21 protein-coding genes, 4 tRNA genes and 3 pseudogenes are annotated in these 22,419 nt (G+C 67.2%); 13 read left to right on the top strand and 15 right to left on the bottom strand.

Annotated elements, in window-relative coordinates; genetic code table 11:
* Positions 1-34: 34 nt before the first annotated feature.
* The 5 genes from LAJ50_RS10455 to LAJ50_RS10435 all read right to left on the bottom strand — a co-directional run bounded on the left by LAJ50_RS10455 (position 35) and on the right by LAJ50_RS10435 (position 3,916).
* The gene (locus LAJ50_RS10455; protein ID WP_138651046.1) at positions 35-802 is read right to left on the bottom strand and encodes a DUF4440 domain-containing protein; all 768 of its coding nucleotides are present in this window, start codon (positions 800-802) and stop codon (positions 35-37) included.
* 198 nt (positions 803-1,000) lie between these two features.
* Positions 1,001-1,504, bottom strand: coding sequence for a DoxX family protein (locus tag LAJ50_RS10450; protein ID WP_138651047.1), 504 nt, complete (start codon positions 1,502-1,504; stop codon positions 1,001-1,003).
* 164 nt (positions 1,505-1,668) lie between these two features.
* A complete protein-coding gene (locus LAJ50_RS10445) occupies positions 1,669-2,166 on the bottom strand; it encodes a DUF1097 domain-containing protein (RefSeq protein WP_138651048.1) in 498 nt (165 codons plus the stop codon).
* On the bottom strand, positions 2,156-3,094 hold the full coding sequence (locus LAJ50_RS10440) for an SDR family NAD(P)-dependent oxidoreductase (RefSeq protein ID WP_138651049.1): 939 nt from the start codon (positions 3,092-3,094) through the stop codon (positions 2,156-2,158). The genes LAJ50_RS10445 and LAJ50_RS10440 overlap by 11 nt, the downstream gene beginning before the upstream one ends.
* A 45-nt stretch (positions 3,095-3,139) precedes the next feature.
* A complete protein-coding gene (locus tag LAJ50_RS10435) occupies positions 3,140-3,916 on the bottom strand; it encodes an SDR family oxidoreductase (RefSeq protein WP_138651130.1) in 777 nt (258 codons plus the stop codon).
* A 120-nt stretch (positions 3,917-4,036) separates the two neighbouring features.
* On the opposite strand from LAJ50_RS10435, the gene LAJ50_RS10430 reads away from it, so the two are divergent.
* Entirely contained in the window at positions 4,037-4,951 is a 915-nt protein-coding gene (locus LAJ50_RS10430) for a LysR family transcriptional regulator (RefSeq protein ID WP_138651050.1), read from the top strand.
* 191 nt (positions 4,952-5,142) lie between these two features.
* Here the strand turns inward: LAJ50_RS10430 and LAJ50_RS10425 are convergent, their stop codons facing one another.
* On the bottom strand, positions 5,143-5,751 hold the full coding sequence (locus LAJ50_RS10425) for an FMN-dependent NADH-azoreductase (protein ID WP_138651051.1): 609 nt from the start codon (positions 5,749-5,751) through the stop codon (positions 5,143-5,145).
* A 109-nt stretch (positions 5,752-5,860) separates the two neighbouring features.
* On the opposite strand from LAJ50_RS10425, the gene LAJ50_RS10420 reads away from it, so the two are divergent.
* Positions 5,861-6,205: a helix-turn-helix domain-containing protein gene (locus LAJ50_RS10420; protein ID WP_138651052.1), complete on the top strand. Its 345-nt coding sequence runs from the start codon at positions 5,861-5,863 to the stop codon at positions 6,203-6,205.
* 319 nt (positions 6,206-6,524) lie between these two features.
* Here LAJ50_RS10420 and LAJ50_RS10415 read toward each other — a convergent pair whose 3' ends face one another.
* From LAJ50_RS10415 to LAJ50_RS10395, 5 genes and pseudogenes are all read right to left on the bottom strand, one after another.
* The gene (locus LAJ50_RS10415; protein ID WP_138651053.1) at positions 6,525-7,589 is read right to left on the bottom strand and encodes an SDR family oxidoreductase; all 1,065 of its coding nucleotides are present in this window, start codon (positions 7,587-7,589) and stop codon (positions 6,525-6,527) included.
* A 128-nt stretch (positions 7,590-7,717) separates the two neighbouring features.
* On the bottom strand, positions 7,718-9,124 hold the full coding sequence (locus LAJ50_RS10410) for an MFS transporter (protein ID WP_205961492.1): 1,407 nt from the start codon (positions 9,122-9,124) through the stop codon (positions 7,718-7,720).
* 557 nt (positions 9,125-9,681) lie between these two features.
* A pseudogene (locus LAJ50_RS20280) lies at positions 9,682-10,040 on the bottom strand (Atu4866 domain-containing protein).
* A pseudogene (locus LAJ50_RS10400) lies at positions 10,027-10,386 on the bottom strand (nuclear transport factor 2 family protein); the annotation flags it as partial. The pseudogenes LAJ50_RS10400 and LAJ50_RS20280, both read right to left, overlap by 14 nt.
* 116 nt (positions 10,387-10,502) lie before the next feature.
* Positions 10,503-11,072 carry a hypothetical protein gene (locus tag LAJ50_RS10395; protein WP_205961493.1) on the bottom strand — a complete coding sequence of 190 codons (570 nt, stop codon included), beginning with the start codon at positions 11,070-11,072 and terminating at the stop codon, positions 10,503-10,505.
* A gap of 241 nt (positions 11,073-11,313) precedes the next feature.
* Here LAJ50_RS10395 and LAJ50_RS10390 point away from each other — a divergent pair.
* Positions 11,314-12,186 (top strand): annotated as a pseudogene (locus LAJ50_RS10390) (AraC family transcriptional regulator); the annotation flags it as partial.
* A 91-nt stretch (positions 12,187-12,277) separates the two neighbouring features.
* Here LAJ50_RS10390 and LAJ50_RS10385 read toward each other — a convergent pair.
* Complete coding sequence (locus LAJ50_RS10385) at positions 12,278-12,781, bottom strand: lipocalin-like domain-containing protein (RefSeq protein ID WP_130553034.1); 504 nt, start codon at positions 12,779-12,781, stop codon at positions 12,278-12,280.
* Between the two features lie 765 nt (positions 12,782-13,546).
* Between LAJ50_RS10385 and LAJ50_RS10380 the strand changes: the two genes are divergently transcribed.
* On the top strand, positions 13,547-13,894 hold the full coding sequence (locus LAJ50_RS10380) for a chloride channel protein (protein WP_130553033.1): 348 nt from the start codon (positions 13,547-13,549) through the stop codon (positions 13,892-13,894).
* Between the two features lie 127 nt (positions 13,895-14,021).
* Here LAJ50_RS10380 and LAJ50_RS10375 read toward each other — a convergent pair whose 3' ends face one another.
* Positions 14,022-14,924: a LysR substrate-binding domain-containing protein gene (locus tag LAJ50_RS10375; protein WP_138651054.1), complete on the bottom strand. Its 903-nt coding sequence runs from the start codon at positions 14,922-14,924 to the stop codon at positions 14,022-14,024.
* A gap of 113 nt (positions 14,925-15,037) precedes the next feature.
* Here LAJ50_RS10375 and LAJ50_RS10370 point away from each other — a divergent pair, with 113 nt between their 5' ends.
* The 9 genes from LAJ50_RS10370 to LAJ50_RS10330 all read left to right on the top strand — a co-directional run bounded on the left by LAJ50_RS10370 (position 15,038) and on the right by LAJ50_RS10330 (position 20,901).
* Complete coding sequence (locus LAJ50_RS10370; RefSeq protein WP_138651055.1) at positions 15,038-16,222, top strand: MFS transporter; 1,185 nt, start codon at positions 15,038-15,040, stop codon at positions 16,220-16,222.
* Positions 16,223-16,263: 41 nt separating this feature from the next.
* Positions 16,264-17,067 carry a 2,5-didehydrogluconate reductase DkgB gene (gene dkgB, locus LAJ50_RS10365; RefSeq protein WP_138651056.1) on the top strand — a complete coding sequence of 268 codons (804 nt, stop codon included), beginning with the start codon at positions 16,264-16,266 and terminating at the stop codon, positions 17,065-17,067.
* Between the two features lie 95 nt (positions 17,068-17,162).
* On the top strand, positions 17,163-18,287 hold the full coding sequence (locus tag LAJ50_RS10360; protein ID WP_138651057.1) for an alkene reductase: 1,125 nt from the start codon (positions 17,163-17,165) through the stop codon (positions 18,285-18,287).
* A 79-nt stretch (positions 18,288-18,366) separates the two neighbouring features.
* Positions 18,367-18,948, top strand: coding sequence for a histidine phosphatase family protein (locus tag LAJ50_RS10355; RefSeq protein WP_171044510.1), 582 nt, complete (start codon positions 18,367-18,369; stop codon positions 18,946-18,948).
* A gap of 492 nt (positions 18,949-19,440) precedes the next feature.
* Positions 19,441-19,516, top strand: a tRNA-Ala gene (locus tag LAJ50_RS10350).
* Positions 19,517-19,569: 53 nt separating this feature from the next.
* Positions 19,570-19,645: transfer RNA gene (locus LAJ50_RS10345), tRNA-Glu, on the top strand.
* 50 nt (positions 19,646-19,695) lie between these two features.
* Positions 19,696-19,771: transfer RNA gene (locus LAJ50_RS10340), tRNA-Ala, on the top strand.
* Between the two features lie 67 nt (positions 19,772-19,838).
* Positions 19,839-19,914: transfer RNA gene (locus tag LAJ50_RS10335), tRNA-Glu, on the top strand.
* A 510-nt stretch (positions 19,915-20,424) separates the two neighbouring features.
* Entirely contained in the window at positions 20,425-20,901 is a 477-nt protein-coding gene (locus tag LAJ50_RS10330) for a hypothetical protein (protein WP_138651059.1), read from the top strand.
* A 9-nt stretch (positions 20,902-20,910) separates the two neighbouring features.
* On the opposite strand, the gene LAJ50_RS10325 is transcribed toward LAJ50_RS10330, so the two are convergent.
* Together LAJ50_RS10325 and LAJ50_RS10320 are read right to left on the bottom strand one after the other, a co-directional pair.
* The gene (locus LAJ50_RS10325) at positions 20,911-21,405 is read right to left on the bottom strand and encodes a DUF1249 domain-containing protein (protein WP_130553026.1); all 495 of its coding nucleotides are present in this window, start codon (positions 21,403-21,405) and stop codon (positions 20,911-20,913) included.
* A gap of 146 nt (positions 21,406-21,551) precedes the next feature.
* Positions 21,552-22,373: a pyruvate, water dikinase regulatory protein gene (locus LAJ50_RS10320; RefSeq protein ID WP_130553025.1), complete on the bottom strand. Its 822-nt coding sequence runs from the start codon at positions 22,371-22,373 to the stop codon at positions 21,552-21,554.
* Between the last annotated feature and the right edge of the window lie 46 nt (positions 22,374-22,419).

Here is a 22,419-nt window from a genome sequence, read left to right as displayed (position 1 = left end):
TGCCTTCCTGTCGATTAGTGGCCAACACCCGCGTCTAGTTCGATCCGGCGCGCGCGGCACGTTCGCTCACCTTGCCGTTCTCATAGACGGCCAGCGCCCGCACGTCGCCATCCCCGCCGCTTTCGAAATCGAAGCGCAGGTCGCGCTCCATGGCGAAGAAGCGCGTTGGCGTCTCCGGATAGAGCGTGGCGACAAAACTGCCGGCGGTGAGCTTGAGATGGTCGCCCTCGACGGAGACGAGAATGTCGCCGATACGGGGCGAACGATAGCGGCCGGCGTAGGTCGCGAGCGTCGAAGACGGAAGCGCCATCGTGACGCGGGGCGGCGTGTAGGGGACGGGACCATGGTCATAGCTCAGCACGCGGTGCATGCGCCATTGGCCATCGTCGCGTTTCCATACGCTGGTGAAGTCGGCTTGCCCATCGAGGCGCTCGGGTTTGCCTGCCTCCTCGACATAGAAGCGGTGCCTGCCGGAGAGGATGGCATAGCCACCGGCGAGCGGATGGAATTCCAGGCTTCCAGCCACCGCTTCACGCCGCAGCCGCATTCCGGGAGTTCCGCAGGGGCCTTTATGCAATGATTCAACGACCGCTTCGCGGGAGACCGTCAGTCCGGTCTTGTCGTGATAGAACTCGACGTCGGCGGTCAGCAGATCGCCCATCGCCTTCATGTCGCAGGTGTTGTACGCCTGCCAGAACCTTGCATCCGCGCTGCGGACCTGCCCATCCGCATTCTCCTTCGCGCCTGCTGTCGCCGCGGCGAGCAGGAACAACACGGCAGCTGTGCGCCTGGCAATCTTCATGTCCGAATCCTTGCCATTGCCCCTGGAGGATGTAATTGGAGAAGACCCTGGTACCGGTGTCACGCGCCGGAAGTCACATCCTTGGACGGAATCACATGCTGTAGCGCATCGTGACCTGTGGCGTCTTCAACGCGCACCGACCGCGCGGTTGGCCGCCGACCCGTGGGGCCGTTCGGCGGCGGCGGGTCGAGCGTGGCCTCAAAGCTCGCGGCCGAGAGCACGGTCCAGCGACCAGGGGCCGCTCCCCTTGAAGGCCATGAAGATCGCGAGGAACATCATCAGGAATGGAAACTCGATACCGCGATCGATCCAGGGCCACGTCGGGCCCAGTGCCACGCAGATCGCGAGCATCTGCACAGTCACCATGGCCGCGATGGCGTGCGTGCCGAGGCCGATGGCAAGCAGCGCGCCACCCACGCCTTCGAGCAGGGCGACGAACAAGGCCAGCGCGGGTGCCGCCGGCAGACGCAGGACGTTCTCGATCAGCTGGATCGAGCCTGCCATCGGGTCGGCCATCGAGCCATGCGAAGTCCGCAGCAGCTTGGGCAGGCCATGGGTCATCAGCACCACGCCGAACACGCCACGCAACAGCGCATAGGCGGCGGGCTCGGCACGCGCGTACAGGCCGCTCAGATGAGGAAAGATCAGCGGCGGCCCCGCGGCGGCAGGGTGGGCGGTATCGGGCGGAGTAGGAAGCTGCATCGTGTCCTCCAGGAGGGCAACGGCCGGGGCGGCCGCGTTTTTTGTGGGATGGATGGCGCCGACCCCACCGGCAAGGAATGGTTTGCGATCGCGCCGGCGAGCTGTGACGTCGTTGCGGCCTGCGCGATGCCGTGGGAGCGATCGACCGGGGAATGCCAGGCGTGTCAGGCCCGGGCGTCTGCGCGCAGTGCTCGCCGTTGAAGCAGGACGGCGATCCAGGCGGCCGTCGTGCCGACCGCCGCGGCCATGGCCAGGTCCGCGAATGCGACCCACGAGGGCGGCTGGTGCGAAGCGAAGAAGGCGACCAGTCCGAGAAAGAAGCCGAGCAGGTTGTTGAACACCGGCAGATGCCGTAGCGACAGCACCACGAGCGACATGGCGAACACGACGGCCGTGAGGGCCACCGGACCGAGATGAGGCGTGAGGGCGTGGGTCGCCGCGCCCGCCGCGATTCCCAGGCCGAGTCCGATGAACACGCAGACCAGATTGACCAGCCCTTGGCGGAGATTGACCCCGCGCGTGAAGTAGGAGATCCATCCGACGAACATCGCCCACACCGGGACCTCCAGCACCAGCGCACTGATCGTGGCCGCGCACGTGGCGATGACCGATTCGCCCAGTGTGATCTTGAACTCCCTGGCGACGCCGGCATCATGCGCCATGGGACACCCCCTCGGCTGGGGCAGCGTCCCGCGGTGTCAGCAGATCGCCGAGCCGGATGCGGCGCAGGAACTCGGCGCGGATCCGGTCGGCCACCACGTTCACCACCTCGCAACCGTCGCTGGAGGGATCGACGTGGATGCGGAAGGGCCGTTTCCCGAACGGCGAATCGACGACGTCGACCACGGCCTGTGCCACGGCCGCCACGTCCGCGTCCGGTGGCTCGCAAGCGGCGAGCCCGCTGAGGATTTCCTGGGCGAGGCCCTGAGTTGGGCCCGCATCGTATTCGGCGAGACGGTCGGTATCGGCCGGCACGGCAGGGTGGGCGAAGTGCTGGGTGCCCTTGGTGAACGCGCCGGGTACCACGATCGAGGATTCGATCCCCCACCGCGTGAGTTCTGCGGCGTAGCTGACCGCGAGCGCGTCCATCGCGGCCTTCGCCGCGAAGTACGGCGCGAGATAGGGTGGGGTGCCACCGCGATGGCTGCTGCTGCCGATCCACAACACCAGGCCACGTCCCTGTTGGCGTAGGTGCGGCACTGCCGCGCGGTTGACGCGCTGCGCGCCGAGAACGTTGATGTCGTAGAGCTGGGCATACTGCTCGGGCGTGAAGGCCTCGGCCGGGCCGAACGCCATGTGCCCCGCGTTATGCATCACCACGTCGAGTCGGCCAGTCTCGCCAACGATGCGTGCGATCGCCCGATCGGCGGAGGCCTGCGACTGGACATCCAGTTCGATCGTGCGCAGATCGATGCGCTGCTTGTCCGCATCGTCGCGTGCGGCCTGCACCTGCGCAGCGTTGCGGCCCGCGGTCTCGCGCATGCTCGCATAGACGATATGGCCCGCCCGTGCGAGCGCTCGCGCCGACAGGGCGCCGAAGCCGCTGGAGGCGCCGGTGACGAGGATGACGTGCTTCGGATGAGCCTTCATGGAAAGTCTCCAGGACGCGCTTGCGTCGTGCGGTGGGAATCGTGATCAGGCGTAGCCGCCGTTGACGCGCAGGACCTGGGCATTGACCCAGCCTCCCTCCGGTCCGGCCAGGAAGGCGACCGCGGCCGCGATGTCCTCCGGCGTGCCGAGGCGCCCGAGCGGGGCGAGCTGGCTGATGTGCGCGATCTGCTCGGCCGTCTTGCCGGCGAAGAACAGCTCGGTGCCCACCGGCCCCGGGGCGATCGCGTTGACGGTGATGCCCCGGCCGCGCAGTTCGTTGGCCAGCACAGGCACCAGGCCCTCGACCCCGGCCTTGGAGGCGATGTAGGGCCCGTAGCCGGGAAAGGATTTGGCGATCACGCTGGTGGACAGGGCGATGATCCGACCGCCTTCGCGCAAGTGGTGCGCGGCCTGCGCCAGCATCAGGAAGCTGCCGCGCAGGTTGACGGCGATGACGCGGTCGAAGTCGGCAAGGCTGGATTCTTCGATGGGCGCCATGGGCATGATGCCGGCGCTGTTGACGACCACATCGGTCTGGCCGAAGGCGTCCTGCGCGGCCGCGAACAGGCGCGCCACATCTTCCGGGCGGCAGACATCCGCCTGGACGACGACCGCGTCGCCGCCGCCCGCGCGCACCTCCTGCGCGACCGATTCCGCCGCGGACGCGTTGCCGGTGTAGTTGATGACCACGGCGAAACCATCGGCCGCCAGGCGACGCACGATCGCGCGGCCGATGCCACGCGAACCACCGGCGACGATGGCGACCCGTAGCGGAGGGCCGGGGAGGGCGGACTGGGGACTGCGGTGATGGATCGCGCTCATTTCGTACTCCATGGGGCGCCCGCGAGGCGGGTGGGGACGGCGTCCATGCTGATCGTTGTCGGCTTCTGGATAAACAATCGAATGTTGGCAATTACATTCAAAAATCGACAACAATAGGAGATGGATCGTTTCGACTCTTTCCGGCTGCTCACCCGAATCGTCGAACTGGGCAGCTTCACCCGGGCCGCCGGTGCGCTCGGGATCCCGCGCGCCACCGCCACCCATGCGATGAAGGAACTGGAGGCGAGGCTGGGCACGCGCCTGCTCGAGCGCACGACCCGTCAGGTGCGCCCGACCCTGGATGGCCAAGCGTTCTATGAGCGCTGCGTGCAACTGCTGGCAGACCTGGACGACGCCGAGTCCTCACTGCGCACGAATGTCGCGGACCCGCGTGGCATCCTGCGTCTGGACCTGCATGGCACCCACGCGACGCGGATCGTGCTGCCGCGCATCGATGAGTTCCGCCGCCTCTATCCGAGGATGGATCTGGTCATCAGCAGCGGCGATCGCCTGGTGGATCTTGTCCGTGAGGGAATCGACTGCGTCGTGCGTGCCGGCACGCCCAAGGACTCGTCACTGGTCGCGCGGCGCCTGGCCGTGATGCCGGAGGTCATCTGTGCAAGCCCGGACTACCTGCGGAACTTCGGCACGCCTCGAGATCCCGATGCGTTGTCCTCGCATCAGGCCGTGGGCTTCTTCGCCAGCAGCCATGACCGCAACTACCCGTTCGAACTCATCGTCGATGGGCAGGTCAGGGCGTTCGAGCTGGGCGGGTGGATCGCGGTCAACGACGCGGAAAGCTACGTGACATGCGCGCTGCAGGGCTGCGGCCTGATTCAGCTGCCGCGCTTCCACGTCGAGGACGAGCTGCGCGATGGTCGTCTCGTGCAGGTGCTGGGAGATTGGTCGAGCACAGGGCTGCCGGTGTCCGCGATGTACCCGTTGCATCGCCAGTTGTCACCCCGCGTGAGAGTCTTCATCGACTGGGTGGCGCGGTTGTACGAGGATCGTTTCGGCGCTCCGCCGCCCGGATGACGCCGCGGTGGATGCCTGCACCTCGGCGCCGCGTTCGACCGGCCGGCGCCATGCGTGATCGATAGTCGTTGTTCCGCAGCCGGGCGTCCTGCGCGGCGGTCGGTCGAGCTGGCATGCCATCCTGGCAGCCGGCCGGCGGGGCGGACATTAATCCGGTTGACTGCGGTTCCGGTCGGCCTCGCCGGCGGGCGTCATGCCGGCAGCAGCTGCGAGGCCTGGGCCAGCGCGTCGCTCACAGCCTGCGCGGCGATCTGCGGATCCAGGCGAACGCCTTCGGCGCGAACGACCTCGAACCGCGTGACGCCGAGAAAGCCGAAGAAGGCGCGCAGGTAGGTCTCATGATGTTCGGCGGCAGCGGCAGGCGAGCCCTGTTCGTAGAGGCCGCCGCGGGCCGAGGCGACGATGACGCGCTTGTCCCCGAGCAGCCCCGTCACGCCTTCGGCGCCATAGCTGAAGGTCTTCCCGGGCACGGCGATCGCGTCCAGCCAGGACTTGAGCTGGGTGGGGATGCTGAAGTTGTACATCGGCGCGCCGACGACGATCGTGTCGGCCGCGAGCAGCTCATCCAATGCTTCGCGCAGGCGCGCCATGACTTCGGCGCTTTTCCCGTGTCCATCGTTGTCCTGCATGGCGGCCACGACTTCGGGCGAGAACTGCGGGAGCGGCTCCATCGCCAGATCCCGGTACGTCACCCTGCTGTCCGGCGCTACGGCCAGGAGCCGGCTGACGATGGCGGCCGACAGGCGGCGGCTGATGGAACTGTCGCCTTGAATGCTGGAATCGATGTGCAGAATTTTCATGTCCGAGTCTATGCGTGAGCGGGGTCTGCACAGGCCAAGCGGTCGGTGCCCGCAGCAAACTAAGCGCGTATAGTTTTCTGGACAAGAAGGATCATCTTGCAGACCTGGTATGCCTGACCATACTGTTGATTCGTGTCCCAGCGAGGAACACGCTGCCGCGCTCCATGCCCAGATTCGTGAAGCGATTGCGGTGTTCGGCGGCAAATGGAAGCTTGAGATCTTGTGGGTGCTCAGCCACGGGACGCATCGCTTCAACGAGCTGCGTCGCGCCGTGCCGGGGGTGACCCAGCACATGCTCACCATGCAGCTTCGGGAACTCGAGAAGGATGGCCTGGTGCGCAGGACGCTCTATCCCGAAGTCCCGCCCAGGGTGGAATACGAAATCACCGAGGAAGCGCGGCGGCTCGGGCCGGTGTTCGATGCGCTCTTCGACTGGACACGGGGCCGAGCCTAGCTGCCCAAGCCTCGCGGGCTGAGGTCACGGCCCCATGTGGCTCCTCAACGGAGCCATTTCATCCGTGGAAGGGAAGGCGGGCCTGCAGGCAGCGGGCAGGGCGGACGCGCATCGATCATGGGCGTCCGTCCGGTGGCCGTATCTCCGAAGAAAATCGCGATGCATGCGGTGAAGACGGCGCCGCCGGTCCGGCAGGTGGACAAAGAGCTGGCCCGCTCCCGGGTGTGGGACGGCCTGCGACGTCCCGCGGCCTGCCTGGGTCGGCGAGGCGGCGGGCGAGCCGCCGCATGCCGGGGCGAACATCGCGATCGACGTCACGTCATCGCGTGCGGGTGGGGACGGGCTGCGGGAAACGTGCGCCGGTGATCTCCTCGCTCAACTCCCACAGTCTGGCGGCCGCCGCCGTGTCGCGGGCGATGGCGGGAACAGTGGCCAGACCCAGCGGTCCGGAGATTTCATTGGGCCCGGTCGGCCCGTAGTAGACGCCGCCCTGCGCCGTAGGCGCGGTCGCCGCGTACAGCGTGGGAATGGCGCCCTGCGCCGCGGTCTGGTAGTGCTCCCGGTGGCTGGCCCATTGGCGTCCCTGTGGGCTGTCCAGGCCCGGGCCGCGCGCCACCAGCTCCGTGACCGCCACGCCGGGATGCGCGGCCATGCTCTGGATGCCCCATCCCGCGGCATCGCTGCGACGCTGCAGCTCGAAGGCGAACATCAGGCAGGCCAGCTTCGACTGCGCGTACGTCGTCATGGGCTCATAGGCGCCGGACGACTGCAGGTCGTCGAGGTTCAGCGTGCCGCGATGCACCGCGACGCTGGACAAGGTCACCACGCGTGGCGCGTCGCTCTTGCGCAGCAGGGGCAGCAGCTCGGCGGTGAGGACGAAGTGGCCGGCGTAGTTGGTGGCGAACTGCATTTCCAGGCCATCCACCGACGTCGCGCGCTCGGGCGTCGCCATGATGGCCGCGTTGTTGATCAAGCCATCCAGCCTGGGGAGGGAAGCGCCCAGGCGCCTGCCGAGGTCCCGAACCGAGGACAGGCTGGAAAGGTCCAGCCTTTCAAACTGCACCTGCGCCGCCGGAATGTCCTGCCGGATCCTGTCGATCGCCTCCTGTCCGCGCTCCGCGTTGCGCGCGGCGATGATCACGCGGGCGCCTGCCGCCGCCAGGGCCTTGGCATCCTCGAATCCCATGCCGCTGGTTCCGCCTGTGACCAGGAAGATGCGCCCCTTCTGCGAGGGCATGTCGGCCGTGCTCCAGGCGGGCGGTGGCGGGGTCTGCGCGGTCGCGCCGACGGTGGACACGCTGCCCAGCAGCAGACCAAGGGCGGCGAGCCAGCGGCGCCAGCGGGAAGAGCGCGGCGTGCGGGAAGGGATGGGTTCGTTGAGCATGGGCGAGTCCTCGCGAGGGATGGGAGTGGGTGTTGCGTGAGCACAGGAAGCGGCGTTTGCGGCCTGGCGTGACGCCGCCAGGGCCGTCGCCATACCGTTCGGGCAGCGGACTGTCGGTGCGGGTGTCGTCAAGCCTCATCTGCGGCGGGGGACGCATGCGGCGAGCGCGGGCGATCCTGCGCGGATGCTTTGCGTAAGGTGGAATCGGACGTCGGCGCCGCGGAGGCGGCATGTCGGGCCTGCGCGCGGCCCAGCCACAGGCCGATGGCGGCCCAGGCGACGGCCAGTGGCACGACGATGCTGGCCAGGCCGCCGAGGGCCAGCCCGAGCCGGCCGAGGACGCCCTCGGCCTGCGCTCCGACGACGTCTCCCGCGCGGTACATGAAGGTGTCGACGAAGGCCTTGGCCTTGTACTTGTCCTCGCGGCTGACCACGGTGAACAGCGCCTCGCGCGCCGGCCGGGTGATGCCGCGCTGCACGGCACGGTTGCTGGCCTCCAGCAGCACCAGCACAACGAACGAGCCATAGATCGCCAGCCCGATGAAGCCCAGCGCCATAGCGGCGGGCAGGATCGCCAGCGCCACGCCCAGACCGAACCGCTGGATGAGCTTGCCGGTCAGCGTGACCTGCAGCGCAAGCACGGCCACCTGTGTCCACATGTCGATGTTACCCAGGATGGCCGCACGCGCATCCGTGTCGTCGGTGACCGCGGCGACCATCTGCAGACGCGTGAAGTAGATGAAGGTCGCGAGCACGGTCATCAGCACGACGTAGCCGGCGATGGCGGTCAGGTAGCGCGAGCGGAACACCGCGGCCAGGCCGGCCCACGCGCCGCCGCCGATGCGCGGGTCCGCCGCCTCGTGACGCGTCACAGAAAGCCGCTGGCTGGCGGCGCTGCTGTCCGGCCTCACGCGCATGAGCAGCCATGCGAGGGTCAGTGACGCAAGCAGGAACCCGCCCGCCACCAGCAGCAGGCCCGGGGTGCCGAGCGGCTCGGCCAGGCGCGAGGTGAGCCAGGGGCCGAAGATCGCGCCCAGCGTGCCGCCGACGGAGATCAGCGCGAACAAGCGCTTGCCCTGATCACTCGTGAAACGATCCGCCAGCAGCGCCCAGAACACCATGGTCACGAACAGGTTGAATACGCTGAACCAGACATAGAACACCTGCCCGCTTCGCTGGCCCACGGCGCCCGGCGCGAACACCAGCAGCGCCCAGAATCCCACCAGGCTCAGCACGAAGAAGCCGTAGGTCGCACCGACGAACTGCAGCCGTCGCAAACGTGAGACCAGCCAACCGAACACCGGATTGACCGCCAGCGTCGCCAACGCGGTGCCGACGAACAGCCAGCGGATGCTCTCGATGCCGCGTTCCATGCCGAGGGCGTCCCGCGCTGGCCGCAGCAGCATCAGCGCTGTCAGCACGCAGAAGAAGAACAGCGCGGCGATCAGGACCGGCCAGGTCTCCTCGTGATGAAGATTGAACAGGCGATGGAGCGGCCGAAATCGGCCCGACGTTGGCATGGCGCTCTTGTTCACGGGGAAGTCTCCTGGACAGCCATGGGAGTGCTCGTTCCTCAGCGCTCATGGAGCGCGGAGGAGGGCGGAGGCGATGGCCTGCGTACGGGAGAGCAGGCACTCCCAATCTGGGGCGCCGACTTTAAGAAGCGATTAATGCTTCGGGGACGCAGCTGAAGCCGCAGCATCGTCGTGGACCGACCGCCGTCGGCCTCGACCAGGCGGTGCGTCATCACATGACCATCGGTCAGCGACGGCGGGCGTGTGGCCAACGATGCAATCGCCTGGATTTGCGAAGCGATGTGTCCAGGGCGGCCCAGCGATCAGGTGATCGGGACGGCGGCAAGACGGTGTGCGTTATGGCATCGCAAGCGCGATCCGCTCGGGCGCGAATGCGGCCATTGCGAAGAAGACGAGCAGTCAATCTTCCGAGCCGGGCGAGGTGCAGCGCGCGGCCATAGGGGAGGGCGGGGGTCCTTCCCTATGGTTCGGCCTCCGGCGCAAGGGAGGGCGTTGCGGGCGCGAGCGGCACGACGCAGCCTCGCGCCAACAGTTGAAAGCGCCGCAAAAAGCAGGGGTTACTGGCGACGAAAGATCATCCCGCCGTGATGGAGCGTGTTCTCGTCGACGAAGATGCCATCCGCTGTGAATCCGGAGTCGTCCCAGTAATCGATCCGGTTTCCTTTCACCTCGTAACGACCCTGATAGGCGCTTTCCCGGCTGCCGCGCGCCTCGTCGTAGCGGCCGCTCGCGAGAAGCGCCTGACGAATGCGCCCGTCGGCGGTCACCCACATGCCGATGTAAGGATGCTTGTGCATTTGATTGTCTCCCTGTCGCTCGATCGGAATTCGCCTGATGACATCGTCGTAGGGCACCAGGTCGAGAAACGCGGTGACCTTGCTTGCGCGCAGATTCGCCATCCGGAGAATCCACACATAACTGTTGCTGTAACGCCTTCCGTCGGCCGCCATGGCGTCACCGTCCCAATGCACGATGACGTGGTCGCCCTGCGCCCAGATGCCCTTTACCGTGGGCCGGACCGGCGAGGACAGGCGCGCCGCGAAGGGGGCGACCGCCTGTTTCAGGAACATGTCCCGTCCCTCGTAGCTCCCGGCTGCCGGGCTCGTTCCCTTGATGGTCCACACCACGTCGTCCGCCAGGACGTCCTGGAAGAACGTCCCGCCGCCTGCGGCCCACTTCTCGAACGCCTGCGCGACGAATTGGCGATTTCGCTCGGCTGTCGAATCGACGGGCCGGGCCAGCGCGCAAGCGCTGATCAGCATGGCCAGCGCCAGTGCCGCAGCCTTGATGGATCCTGGTTTGCTCATGTCGTGTGCTCCCGGAGATGACGGTGTGCGTGGGGTGGGGCCATCAGTACCGCCTTTCTGCCGCCGCGAACTCAATCGCGGGCAGGGACGATCGCGTCGATGTCCTGGCGCGACACCCGGCGGGTGGAGGTGTGCTCACGCACGATCCTCCAGCCAGTGGACGTGCACTGCCAGACCAGCGAGGAACGCGCCCTGATGCCGACGATCTCCCCCTGTGCCGTTTCGAGGCGCGCAGCGAATTCGAGGGTGGAGGCGGACAGGGCATCGCCGTCCACGACATCCGGACCATCGGTGATGTTGTGCCGGGCCGACCTCAGCGCGGTGAAAGGTGCTGTCCAGATCGAGGCCCATTCGCCCGCGCTGCGCGCCACACGGTGCTGAGGATCGAAATCGTCGTAGAGCCGGACGTCGCTGGAGGTCCAGTGATAGAGGTGTCCCAGCCTCTGGCGGAAGTCGAACGGAGGATCGCCGCGACGCTTTTCCCATCCCACCATGATCCATTCGCGATGAAGCGCGCCGGGGCTCCCCGGACCGCTGGCGGCGCACGTCTCCGGCCGCGGTTCGATTCCTGTCTTCGCGGCGGTCTGAAGCGGGGTGCCCGCCATCGCGGCCAGCACCAGGGCGACCGGCATGATCCGCATCACGGCTCTCCTTCGGCATGAGTGGACACAACATCCTGCGTCGACCGCCATGCGCCGATGGGGTGCACAGGCCAGCTTCGATTCGAGCGCGCATTGCGTCGTTGGGCAGGACTAACTTGCATGGACGCAGTCTGCTGTCGACACGCCGCAGGCCTGTAGCGGGATCGTCCGGCGTTCTTGTACGATCGTCCAGCGAGTGCTTTCTCGCTTGCTGGCGCGCCGGCCCACTGAGGACGTGATCATGGACTCGCTGACAAAGCTCGCCGATATCCTGGGTCGTCATGCGCGGGACGATGGCATGCACGACACGCCCATTCCGGGCGTGCGCCTGGTGTGCTCGCGCGCGCCCACCATGCCAATGCCCGTGGTGTACGAGCCGACGCTCTGCCTCGTCGCGCAGGGGCGGAAGCGGGTGATGCTGGGGACGCACGCCTATGTGTACGACCCGACCAGGTACCTGCTCGCATCGGTCGATCTGCCGGTTACCGGCTCGGTCATCGAGGCCAGCGAGGCTGTCCCGTACCTGTGCCTGGTGCTCGATCTGGACATGGCCGAGCTGAGCGATCTCGCCCTGCGTCATCCCGCACCGCATGCGCAGGACCCCCTGCCGTCCGCCGGCCTTGTCCTCAACAGTGCCACGCCCGAGCTGTTGGACGCGGCGGCACGGCTTGCGGCGTTGCTCGACCAGCCGAGCGACATCGAAGCGTTGGCCCCGCTGGTGGTCCGGGAGATCCTCTATCGTCTGCTCACCGACTCAGGCAGCGGCATCGTCCGGCAGATGGCGACCGCGGACAGCCGTTTGAACCAGATCGCAAGAGCCATCGACTGGATCAGGCAGCATTACAGCGAAGCATGCCGGATCGAAGAGATCGCGGATATCGCCGGCATGAGCCGTTCCGCTTTCCATCTGCACTTCAAGGCCGTCACGTCGATGAGTCCGCTGGAGTTCCGTAGCCAGTTGCGATTGCAGCAGGCACGCAGGCTCATGGTGGTCGAGGCCATGGACGCGGCGAGCGCCGGATATCGCGTCGGCTACGAGAGTCCCTCGCAATTCAGTCGCGACTATGCCCGTATGTTCGGCATGCCTCCCGCCAAGGACGCAGGGAGGTTGCGCAGGATGGGGGAAGCGCCTGAAGGCTGGTCCGGCATTGGCGGTACCGTCGGGGGACCTCGTGCCATGAATTCTTCCCGACGCCCCATGCGGACTAGCGCACCCGCACGAACTCCGCGCTCACCCGTCCTCCGTCCGGGCGAGTGAACGTCTCGTACATCCGGTCCCCCTCGACGGTCAGCTGCAGGTCCCGCCTGGTCCGCACGCTGCCCACCCAGTTCGGAAAAGTGGCGCCCTCGACGCGGTTGCCGGCGAAACGACCGTGCTCGTCTACCGAGTAAGTGCCGAAGAAGCCGATGCTGGATGCCATGGCGCGTCTGTTCTCATCGTCGGTGCCCCCGCCGCGGGCATCTGACGCGAAGCGCGGGGTGTCGCCATCGGTCAGCACTTCGACGAAATGCATGTCGATGGTGAAGACGAGCATGCCTTGCGGATGCTCGCCATAAGGCCGCTGGGTGGTGCCCGCGGTCTCCAGGGTGGCAGCCGCCATGCGCCATGTGCCTGCAACCAGATTGGGCCGGGCAGGGACGGGCACGGGTTCGCCGGCTTTGGCGGCAATGGACGTCGCCGCAAGCAGGAGTGCGAGCGACCACTTCATGCCCTGTCCTCCCTTCGCAGGCGCGCTTCCGGTCGCACGCACGCCGCCATCCGGTCGGGTCGCCCCGGTAACAGCTTCCTGTCCGCGGCACCGCCAGAACCGGATGGCACATCAGCGATCAACCATGTCTTCATCGGTGGTTTCCCATGAGGTCCAGTACAAGATAGGAGCCCTGGGGATGGCTGATAAGCCGCTTCAACACGAACAGGCTGGTGGGAGATCGCCATCAATGACGGAGGTCGTTCCCGATGCGCGACACCGAGCTTGCCGTGCGGCTCCAGCATTAGGCCGGTCTCGATACTTGCACGGACCGCGATGGACCCATTGCGCGCTCGGCCTGATGATCCTCGGGGTCAAGCCTCGGCTAGGCCTTTGAATCGGTCGTGGTCACCGGGTTGGCTGCGCGTTTTGCCATCGCCTGGACAATTCGGGGAACCGGGTCTGGCACCGCGATCGTCGACGGCCAAATCGTCGGCTCCATCGCGCTCGATGCCGAAGACCTGGGTGGGAACCGTGCGCACCAGCGTTGGCTCATCCTGTCGATCAGGCGTGGGGCAAGGGCATTGGCAGGCAGCTACTGGATCGCGAGATGCCGCGAGAGCCCCAGTGAGTAGATATTACATAATATACATTATGCGAAGTAATGTTTGGCTGTAAGCGGGTTTGGCGCTCCCCTTAGCACCGCTCCTCGTCAAGCTGCCATACGCTTTGGAGGCGGACGCCTGCCTCCCGTTATGCTCCAGGACTTCGACCAGGGACAGGCCAATGAACTATCGCTACCAGCCCACGCGCGGGCCGCACGACGGATTGTGGTGGCAGATCGCGCTCGGCGTCTTTGTCGGCCAGCTGATGAGCGCGGCTGTGGCGGGCGTCGCATTCCTTGTCCTGGCCAGCTTCGCGGCCAGTCAGGCGGAAGATGCGGCGAAGCAGCTCAGCCGGCAGCTGCAGCAGGCCACGCGGCAGGCGCAGTCTGCGGTGCCGCCCACGCCAGGCTTCACGCCGCCGCAGGCAAGGACCAAGCGTCCGTTGGCAGAGGACGAACGCTGCATTGGCGGCCGTCGGCTCAAGCGACTCCCGAACGGCTGGCAGGACCTGCCCTATGAGCCTTGCTGAGCCCGTCTGGAGGCTTTGCCTCTACGAATGGCGCCGGACGCATGCGAACTAGTCTGGCTCTGCGATCTAGCCATCTGCCTCTCGCATCGGCTGCAGATCCTGCAAACCAGACGGCGCCCCAGCGTCCTCAAGCCTCAAACTTCCCCGGCGCCAGCGCATCGATCATGTAGTCGATGAAGCAGGTAATGCGTGAGGCAAGCGTGGTGTTGCGGTAGTAGACGGCGTTGATCGATTGACGGACGTCGAGGGTGGCTTTGGGCAAAAGCTGGACCAGGTCGCCGCGCTGGCGGTCGGCCGCGGTCATGAAGTCGGACAGGCAGGCGATGCCCTCGCCTGCGAGCGCCAGCTGGCGCAGGATCTCGCCGCTGGAGGACGCCACGTCGGGGCGGATCTGCAGGGGCTGGCCGTCGGCGTCGTGTAGCGGCCATCGGTTCAACGACTCCGGCTGGGTGAAGCCCAGCAGCGAGTGCGCCTTCAGGTCAGGGACGCGCCTGGGCGTTCCGGCGCGCGCCAGATAGGCCGAGCTCGCCAGCACGCGCAGCCGGCTGGTGGCGACCGGTCGCGCATGCAGGGTCGAGTCCTTCAATGGCCCGATGCGGAACGCCACGTCGGTGCGCTTTTCCAGCAGGTCGGTGATGCCCTCGTTGCTGGCGAGCTCCAGCTCCACCTTGGGAAACCGCGCGCGGAAGCCCGCCACCCGCGGCACGATGACGTGCAGCATGAACGGCGTCGCCGCATCCACGCGCAGGCGCCCCACGGGCTGCTGTCGCCGCGCGGCCATCTGCTCCTCGGCCGCCTCGACCGAATCCAGGATGGCGCGGGCGCGGGCCAGGAAGGCGGCGCCCTCCTCGGTCAGCTCCAGCCGCCGCGTGGTCCGGCGCAGCAGCGTGGTGTCCAGCTTGGTTTCCAGCCGGGCCAGGGTGCGGCTGATCCCGGACACAGTCTGCTCCAGGTGCTCGGCGGCCGCGGTGATCGAACCGGCGTCCACCACGGCGATGAAGGCCTGCAGTTCGTCGAGGGTGATCTTCATTGTTGACGCCGGATCAAAAGTATATGACCTATTAGGGTGTTTTCCCGGAAATGTAAAGCGCCCAGACTGCGCGCCATCGCTTCATACCAGAAGCGCCCTGACGTGAGTCCACCATGCCGCTTGCCCTCCTCGCCCTGACCCTGGCGGCCTTCGCCATCGGTACCACCGAATTCGTCATCGTCGGCCTGATCCCCACCATCGCGACGGATCTGGGTGTCACCCTGCCCTCCGCCGGCCTGCTGGTCAGCCTGTATGCGCTGGGCGTCGCCATCGGCGCGCCCATCCTCACGGCCATCACCGGCCGGGTGCCGCGCAAGCCGCTGCTGGTCGGGCTGATGGCGCTGTTCACCGTCGGCAACCTAGTGGCCTGGCTGGCGCCGGGCTACGCCACGCTGATCGTCGCCCGCCTGCTGACGGGCCTGGCCCACGGCGTGTTCTTCTCGGTCGGCTCCATCGTCGCCACCAGCCTGGTGCCACGGGAGAAGGCGGCCAGCGCCATCGCCACGATGTTCAGCGGCATGACCGTGGCCTTCGTCACCGGCATCCCGCTGGGCACGTTCATCGGCCAGCACTTCGGCTGGCGCACCACGTTCCTGGCGGTGGCGGTGTTCGGTCTGGTGGCAATGATCGGCGCGCAGTCGCTGGTGCCGCGAAACATCGCGCACGCCACGCCGGCGCCGCTGCGCCGCCAGCTGCGCGTGCTGCTGCAGCCGCGCCTGCTGCTGGTCTACGCGATGACCGCGGTCGGCTATGGCGGCTCGCTGATCGCCTTCACCTTCCTCGCGCCCATCCTTGAAGACATCTCGGGCTTCCGGCCGCAGATAGTGAGCCTGGTGCTGCTGGCCTATGGCGTGTCGGTGGCCATCGGCAACGTCTGGGGCGGTCGCCTGGCCGATCGCCGCGGGCCGGTTGGTGCGCTGAAAGTCATCTTCGGCCTGCTGGCGCTGGTGCTGCTGGTGCTGACCTTCACCGCCTCCTCGCCGTGGCTGGTCGTGCTGACGGTGCTCGCCTGGGGCGCGGTGGCCTTCGGCAATGTGCCCGCCCTGCAGGTCTATGTGGTGAGGCAGGCCGAACAGGTGGCGCCCGATGCGACCGATGTCGCCGCCGGTTTCAACATCTCGGCCTTCAACCTGGGTGTGGCGGGCGGTTCCTGGGCCGGTGCGCAGGTGGTCGCGCACCTGGGGCTCGCCCACACGCCCTGGATCGCGGCGCTGGTGACGCTGGGCGCCCTGGGCCTGACTGTCCTCTCAGGCCGGCTGGATCGTCGCAACGCCGCGTCCCTGGCCCACGCGGCCTGATCTCCCCTCGCCTTTCTCTCCACGCAATCGGAGCGTTTTCCATGAGCATTCCTTCCTTTGGTGTCGGCACCTTCCGTCTGACCGGCCAGACCGCCATCGATTCGGTGCGCAACGCGCTGGAACTGGGCTATCGCCACATCGACACCGCGCAGGTCTACGGCAACGAGGCCGAAGTCGGCCAGGCCATCGCCGAGAGCGGCGTCGCGCGCGATGCGCTGTTCCTGACCACCAAGATCTGGGTCGATCACTACGCCCGGGACAAGCTGATCCCCAGCCTGCGCCAGAGCCTGGACAAGCTGCGCACCGACCGCGTGGACCTGACCCTGATCCACTGGCCGGCGCCCGGCAACGGCGTGGCGCTCGCCGAGTTCATGACGGCACTGGCCGAGGCCAAGGCGCTGGGCCTGACCCGCCAGATCGGCGTGTCCAACTTCAATATCGCCCTCACCCGCCAGGCCATTGCCGTGGTGGGCGAAGGCGAGATCGCCACCAACCAGATCGAGTTGAGCCCGTATCTGCAGGGTCGCAAGCTAACCGCCTTCCTGCAGGAGCAGGGCATCGCAGTCACCTCGTACATGACCTTGGCCTACGGCAAGGTGCTCAAGGACCCGGTGCTGATGCGGATCGCGGACAAGCACCAGGCCACCGTGGCCCAGGTCGCGCTGGCGTGGGCCCTGCAGCTGGGCCATGCGGTGATCCCCTCCTCGACCCGGCGCGAGAACCTGGCCAGCAACCTGCTCGCGCGCGACCTGCGGCTGGATGCGGACGACATGGCCCAGATCGCCACGCTCGAGCGCAATGGCCGCGAGGTCGATCCCACCGGTTTGGCGCCGGCCTGGGACTGACACGTCGCCGCGCATGCGCAACCGGCTTGGCCGAGTCCTTTCTCCCCCACTTTCCCGCATGGCCGGCGTTCGCCTGCCCGCCAAGGAGACCCATGATGTCCAACATCCAAGATCCTCTCACCCAGCCCTATGTCCTGGGCGAGCTCGAATTGCCCAACCGTATCGTCATGCCGCCGATGACGCGCTCGCGTGCCAGCCAGCCCGGCGATGTGCCGAACGCGCTGATGGCCGCCTACTACGCCCAGCGCGCCAGCGCCGGGCTGATCGTCAGCGAAGGCACCTGGATCGCTCCGCTGGGCAAGGGCTACGCGTGGACGCCCGGCATCCACAGTCCCGCGCAAGTGGAAGGCTGGCGCCAGGTGACCGAGGCCGTGCATGCCGCCGGCGGGCGGATCTTCGCCCAGCTCTGGCACGTCGGCCGGCTCAGCCACACCAGCCTGCTCGACGGGCGATCGCCGGTGTCGTCCTCGGCCCTCCAGGCCGAAGGCGTCAACGTATTCGTGGCCGAGCGCGACGGCACGCCCGGCTTCGTCCAGGCCTCGATGCCGCGTGCGCTGGCCACCGGGGAAATCTCCGGCATCGTGGACGAGTTCCGCCAGGCCGCGCGCCATGCCATGGCTGCCGGCTTCGATGGCGTCGAGCTGCATGCGGCCAACGGCTATCTGGTCAACCAGTTCATCGACTCCAACGCCAACGACCGCACCGATGCCTACGGCGGCTCGCTGGAGAACCGGCTGCGCTTCCTCGAGGAAGTGACCACGGCGCTGGTCGAAGGCACCGGGGACAGGCGCCGCGTCGGCATCCGCCTGGCCCCGCTGACCACGCTCAATGGCTGCTCGGACGCGCAGCCGCAGGTCACCTACCTGGCCGCTGCCAGGCGGCTGGGTGAGATCGGCGTGGCCTACCTCCATATCGCCGAGGCCGACTGGGACGATGCGCCGCACATGCCGCTCGAGTTCAAGCAGCAGCTGCGTGCCGCCTTCCCCGGCGCGCTCATCTACGCCGGCAAGTACACCGCCGAGCGTGCGCGTGCCGCGCTGGAGGAAGGCTGGGCCGATCTGATCGCCTTCGGTCGGCCCTTCGTGGCCAACCCCGATCTTCCCGAGCGTCTGCGCATCGGCGCGCCGCTCAACGCGCACGATCCCGCCACGCTGTTCGGCGGCGGGGCGCATGGCCTGACCGACTACCCTGCCCTGTCCGCATCCGCGGCTGGCGGCTAGGAGACAGGGCGTTGCCGAGGCGTGCACGCCTCGCGCGGAACTGTCTACGATGCCGTCCCCACTTCCAGGAAAGACGGCCTTGGCGATCCATCTCATCCGGCATGGCGAGACCGAATGGTCGCGGTCCGGCCGCCATACCGGCAGCACCGATATCCCGCTGACCGAACACGGCGCGCAGATGGCAGGCGCGCTTGCGCCGTTGCTGGCCGGCGTGCGCTTCGCCAGCGTGCTGGTCAGCCCGCGCCAGCGCGCGCAGGACACCTGCCGGCTCGCCGGCCTTGGGCACGCCGCGCAGATCGAGCCGGATCTGGCCGAATGGGATTACGGCGACTACGAAGGCCTGCGCTCGACCGAGATCCTGGCCGCGCGACCCGACTGGGACATCTGGCGCGACGGCTGTCCCGGCGGCGAGTCGCCGGCGGCCGTGTCCGCGCGCGCCGACCGGCTGGTCTCGCGCCTGCTGACGCTGCCGGGCGACGTGGCGGTCTTCAGCCACGGCCACTTCGGGCGTGTGCTGACCGCGCGCTGGCTGCAGCGGCCGGTCGACCTGGGTCAGCATCTGATCCTGGATCCGGCCACGCTGTGCGTGCTCGATCTGGACGCCCGCCACGCGAACGTGCCGGTGATCCTGCGCTGGAACGTGTCCGCTTCGGCGGCCTGATCGTTTTCGCGAGACATGGCGCGACGGCGCTCGTTGGGCGCTCGTCTAACGCGCCTGCGAGCGCGCTCGCACAGTGCGCAGCCCCGGCGTTGCGCAGTGCGATTTCTCAGCGTGATGCTGAATGTCTATGGAGCCGTTCTCCTCGTCTGGCGCGACGACCTTGGAGACATCTCATCCGATCCTGCGCGCTTGGCGCGGGGAGTCTCCCGGATCGGCGCCCCATGCGGCCGCGCCTTATGGGGTGCGCGTCGACTCCCTGCCCCGCGCCTTCGCCATCCCCTTCAACCCGCGCGGCCCGGGTGCGACGCGCTCCCGATCCTCGCGACACCCCGTCGGGCGGCGCTTGGCCCGTCGAGTGCCTACCCGCGCCGGCGGACGCATCGCGGCCTCGAAGCAACGCTCGCCAGACCCGACACTGCCCGCACGATTCCCTTCGCGTGATGCTTGCGGAAGGCCCGGAGCGTCATTAGAATGCCGGGCTCCCAAGACACCGGGGCCATAGCTCAGCTGGGAGAGCGCCTGCATGGCATGCAGGAGGTCGGCGGTTCGATCCCGCCTGGCTCCACCACGTTTCAATCGCAGACGTTAGGCCCGTCCGCGAGGCAACACAGGTTTCACCGCGTCCCCATCGTCTAGAGGCCTAGGACATTACCCTTTCACGGTAGCGACCGGGGTTCGAATCCCCGTGGGGACGCCAAGTTGTACGAAGAGCGCAGCGTTGTCCGGCTGCGCTTTTTCTTGAAGTTCGGGGCCATAGCTCAGCTGGGAGAGCGCCTGCATGGCATGCAGGAGGTCGGCGGTTCGATCCCGCCTGGCTCCACCACTTCATCGCCGCATCCAGGATGCGCGGGTCCGAAGACCGACCCGTTCGCGTCAGATGTTCCAGACGCGTCCCCATCGTCTAGAGGCCTAGGACATTACCCTTTCACGGTAGCGACCGGGGTTCGAATCCCCGTGGGGACGCCAGGTTTTACGAGAAGCGCAGCGCTCACCCGCTGCGCTTTTTTGTTTGTCGAGGGTTTGGCTTAGGCCTGTCGGTCCCTGAGCGGATCGAAGCGCTCACTTCGCCAACCAACCTCGACCTGGCCGGACGTGGCTCCTCGGCTCGGTCCATCTCTCTGGCGGACTCGCCGCCGAGCCTTCCCTGGCCCGCTTTCCGCACGCCCGACCGGTCGAGGCGCCGCGGCGAACGGATCAGGACTCCTGGGGAAATCGGACGCCGCCCATCAGGCCGCTGCCCCTCCGAAGCCATAGCGCCCATCTTCGAGGCCATCGCGCTCATCGCAGAAGCACGGGACGCAAGGTCAACCTGCAAGTCGCAAGCGCGCGAAGGGCGGCAAGCATTAGCCCCACATGAAGAAGAAAGCGTCTGCATCTTCATGCTCACGCCACCCGGGCTTCATCAAAATAAACAGGCGCAACGCCGTGCAATGCGATGCCGCCCCGCGTTCCGCCTGCCGATCCCCAGGAGTCTCGATGTCGAAGCCAGCCACTGCCCTGTTCGCCCGCCATGAAACCGCTTTCGCCAGCTGGATCCGGCGCAACGGCTATGCGCCCGCGGAGGCTGTCGAGCACTTCTTGAACGACTCGCCCTACTTCAAGGGCGAGACCGAGCACCTGGATCCCCAGCAGCGTGCGGAACTGGTGGAGCAGACGCGGGCGTTCCTGAGCAAGCTCAGCACCGAGAACCAGTTCGCCATGCAGTTCCCCACGGTGTACATGTGCACCGACAAGCGCGGGCGACGGCTGCGTTACACCATCACCATGACCATCGGCGAGGACAAGGCCGAGTGGATCGGCCGCGTGTGGGCGGGCAGCGAGTACCTGGGAGAGGTGGCCGGCAGTGGCAGCGGCCCGAAGGCCAATTATCTGGCGCTGGCGCGCATGCACGTGGAATCGCAGATCGACTGCACCGACGCCATCATCAAGCGTCCCCTGCCCGAGTTCTGGTAAGCGCCCGCTTCAGGCGAGCGCGGACGCCTCGGCATCGACCGCATCGACACGACGCAGCGTGGCCACGCCATGGCCGCGTTCGGACAGATACTCCAGCCACTTGCCCAGGAAGGTGTTCATGCGCATGCGGTGGCTGATCAGCTCGGCCGGCGGCGGGAACAGCCCGATCACATCCTGCCAGCGCCGGCCCACGTAGCAGTGCGTGGCCTCGGCCTGGCGCGCATCGCGGTACACCCGCACGAACGCCGAAGGATCCGGCTCGCCGGTCTGCGGATCGATCAGGCCATAGGTCAGGCGCAGCTCGACCGTGTAGCGGTGGGTCTCGATGACATCCACGCGCAGATCCAGGCCATCGCCGATGCTGGACACGTACTGGCCTGGCTCCAGGTCGATCGGAGCGAACAGCCGCGCCAACCGGCCGTAGTTTTCCGCGTACAGCCCCATCAGCCAGCCGAAGCGGCCCAGCTTGGGGAGGTGCGCGGCGCGGGAGAGCGTCAATGCCATGGGGGGATCCTACACGCTGGCAGGCGCATGCGGCAGCATTGACGCCCGGTGGGTTGTGCACCTAACGTGGAGGTCCGCCTGCGCTTTTCCAAGCGCCAGGCCGGCATCGTTTCCAGCGCCTTGAAGCCGGGCAGATGCCTGCGGCTTCAGAGCATTTCGCGCTGCAGGCCCAGGGTGGACATCACCTTGCTGGCGATTTCCTCGATCGAGGTGTGCGTGGTGCTCAGCGTGGGCAGGCGCTCGGTGCGGAACATGTCCTCCGCCGCGGCGACCTCGCGTTTGCAGGTCTCGAACTTGGCGTAACTCGAGTTGGGCCGGCGCTCCTGGCGGATCTGGCACAGCCTGTCCGGGTCGATGGTCAGGCCGAACAGCTTCTTGCGGTACGGACGCAGGCGCGCGGGCAGCCGGTCGCTCTCCAGATCCTGATCGGTCAGCGGATAGTTGGCCGCCTTGACTCCGTAATGCAGCGCCAGATACACGCACGTGGGCGTCTTGCCGGCGCGCGACACCGCGACCAGGATCAGGTCGGCCTCGTCATAGTTGATCGCCACGCCATCATCGTGGGTCAGCGCGAAGTTCATCGCGTTGATGCGCCGGTGATAGGCCTCGAAGTTGACGATGCCATGCGCCTGGCCCACGCGCGACTGGCGCACCGCGCCCAGTTCGCGTTCCATCGGATCGATGAAGGGCGCGAACACATCGAGCATCAGCGCGCCGCTTGAGGCCAACGCCTGGGCGATGGACGGATCGACGATCGAGTGGATCACGATCGGGCGCGCATCGTGGCGCAGGCCCGATTCGCGGATGCGCTCGATCGCGTCGCTGGCCTTTTCCGGATCGTCGACGAACGGGATCCGGTCGGTGATGAAGGAGAACCCGGAGAACTGGGTGAGCAGGCTATGCCCAATGGTTTCAACGGTGATACCGGTTCCATCCGAGACATAGAACACCGGCCGGACACTCGACATTGCCTTCATCCTGTCTGCTGAAACTGAAAACCCCGCCAATTCAAGC

The sequence above is a fragment of the Pseudoxanthomonas sp. X-1 genome (genome assembly GCF_020042665.1).
Classification (GTDB): Bacteria; Pseudomonadota; Gammaproteobacteria; order Xanthomonadales; family Xanthomonadaceae; genus Pseudoxanthomonas_A; species Pseudoxanthomonas_A spadix_A.
The sequence above is the reverse complement of the archived record's forward strand: the minus strand, read 5'-3'. Positions and strand labels throughout refer to the sequence as shown.

Coding starts and splice junctions, on each gene's coding strand:
- LAJ50_RS10430 (WP_138651050.1), top strand. CDS start 4,037: ATGGATCGTTTCGACTCTTTCCGGCTGCTCACCCGAATCGTCGAACTG.
- LAJ50_RS10395 (WP_205961493.1), bottom strand. CDS start 11,072: ATGCGGATCATGCCGGTCGCCCTGGTGCTGGCCGCGATGGCGGGCACC.
- dkgB (WP_138651056.1), top strand. CDS start 16,264: ATGAGCATTCCTTCCTTTGGTGTCGGCACCTTCCGTCTGACCGGCCAG.
- LAJ50_RS10330 (WP_138651059.1), top strand. CDS start 20,425: ATGTCGAAGCCAGCCACTGCCCTGTTCGCCCGCCATGAAACCGCTTTC.
- LAJ50_RS10385 (WP_130553034.1), bottom strand. CDS start 12,781: ATGAAGTGGTCGCTCGCACTCCTGCTTGCGGCGACGTCCATTGCCGCC.
- LAJ50_RS10370 (WP_138651055.1), top strand. CDS start 15,038: ATGCCGCTTGCCCTCCTCGCCCTGACCCTGGCGGCCTTCGCCATCGGT.
- LAJ50_RS10425 (WP_138651051.1), bottom strand. CDS start 5,751: ATGAAAATTCTGCACATCGATTCCAGCATTCAAGGCGACAGTTCCATC.
- LAJ50_RS10450 (WP_138651047.1), bottom strand. CDS start 1,504: ATGCAGCTTCCTACTCCGCCCGATACCGCCCACCCTGCCGCCGCGGGG.
- LAJ50_RS10440 (WP_138651049.1), bottom strand. CDS start 3,094: ATGAAGGCTCATCCGAAGCACGTCATCCTCGTCACCGGCGCCTCCAGC.
- LAJ50_RS10360 (WP_138651057.1), top strand. CDS start 17,163: ATGTCCAACATCCAAGATCCTCTCACCCAGCCCTATGTCCTGGGCGAG.
- LAJ50_RS10380 (WP_130553033.1), top strand. CDS start 13,547: ATGAACTATCGCTACCAGCCCACGCGCGGGCCGCACGACGGATTGTGG.
- LAJ50_RS10455 (WP_138651046.1), bottom strand. CDS start 802: ATGAAGATTGCCAGGCGCACAGCTGCCGTGTTGTTCCTGCTCGCCGCG.
- LAJ50_RS10320 (WP_130553025.1), bottom strand. CDS start 22,373: ATGTCGAGTGTCCGGCCGGTGTTCTATGTCTCGGATGGAACCGGTATC.
- LAJ50_RS10420 (WP_138651052.1), top strand. CDS start 5,861: ATGCCTGACCATACTGTTGATTCGTGTCCCAGCGAGGAACACGCTGCC.
- LAJ50_RS10375 (WP_138651054.1), bottom strand. CDS start 14,924: ATGAAGATCACCCTCGACGAACTGCAGGCCTTCATCGCCGTGGTGGAC.
- LAJ50_RS10445 (WP_138651048.1), bottom strand. CDS start 2,166: ATGGCGCATGATGCCGGCGTCGCCAGGGAGTTCAAGATCACACTGGGC.
- LAJ50_RS10325 (WP_130553026.1), bottom strand. CDS start 21,405: ATGGCATTGACGCTCTCCCGCGCCGCGCACCTCCCCAAGCTGGGCCGC.
- LAJ50_RS10435 (WP_138651130.1), bottom strand. CDS start 3,916: ATGAGCGCGATCCATCACCGCAGTCCCCAGTCCGCCCTCCCCGGCCCT.
- LAJ50_RS10415 (WP_138651053.1), bottom strand. CDS start 7,589: ATGCTCAACGAACCCATCCCTTCCCGCACGCCGCGCTCTTCCCGCTGG.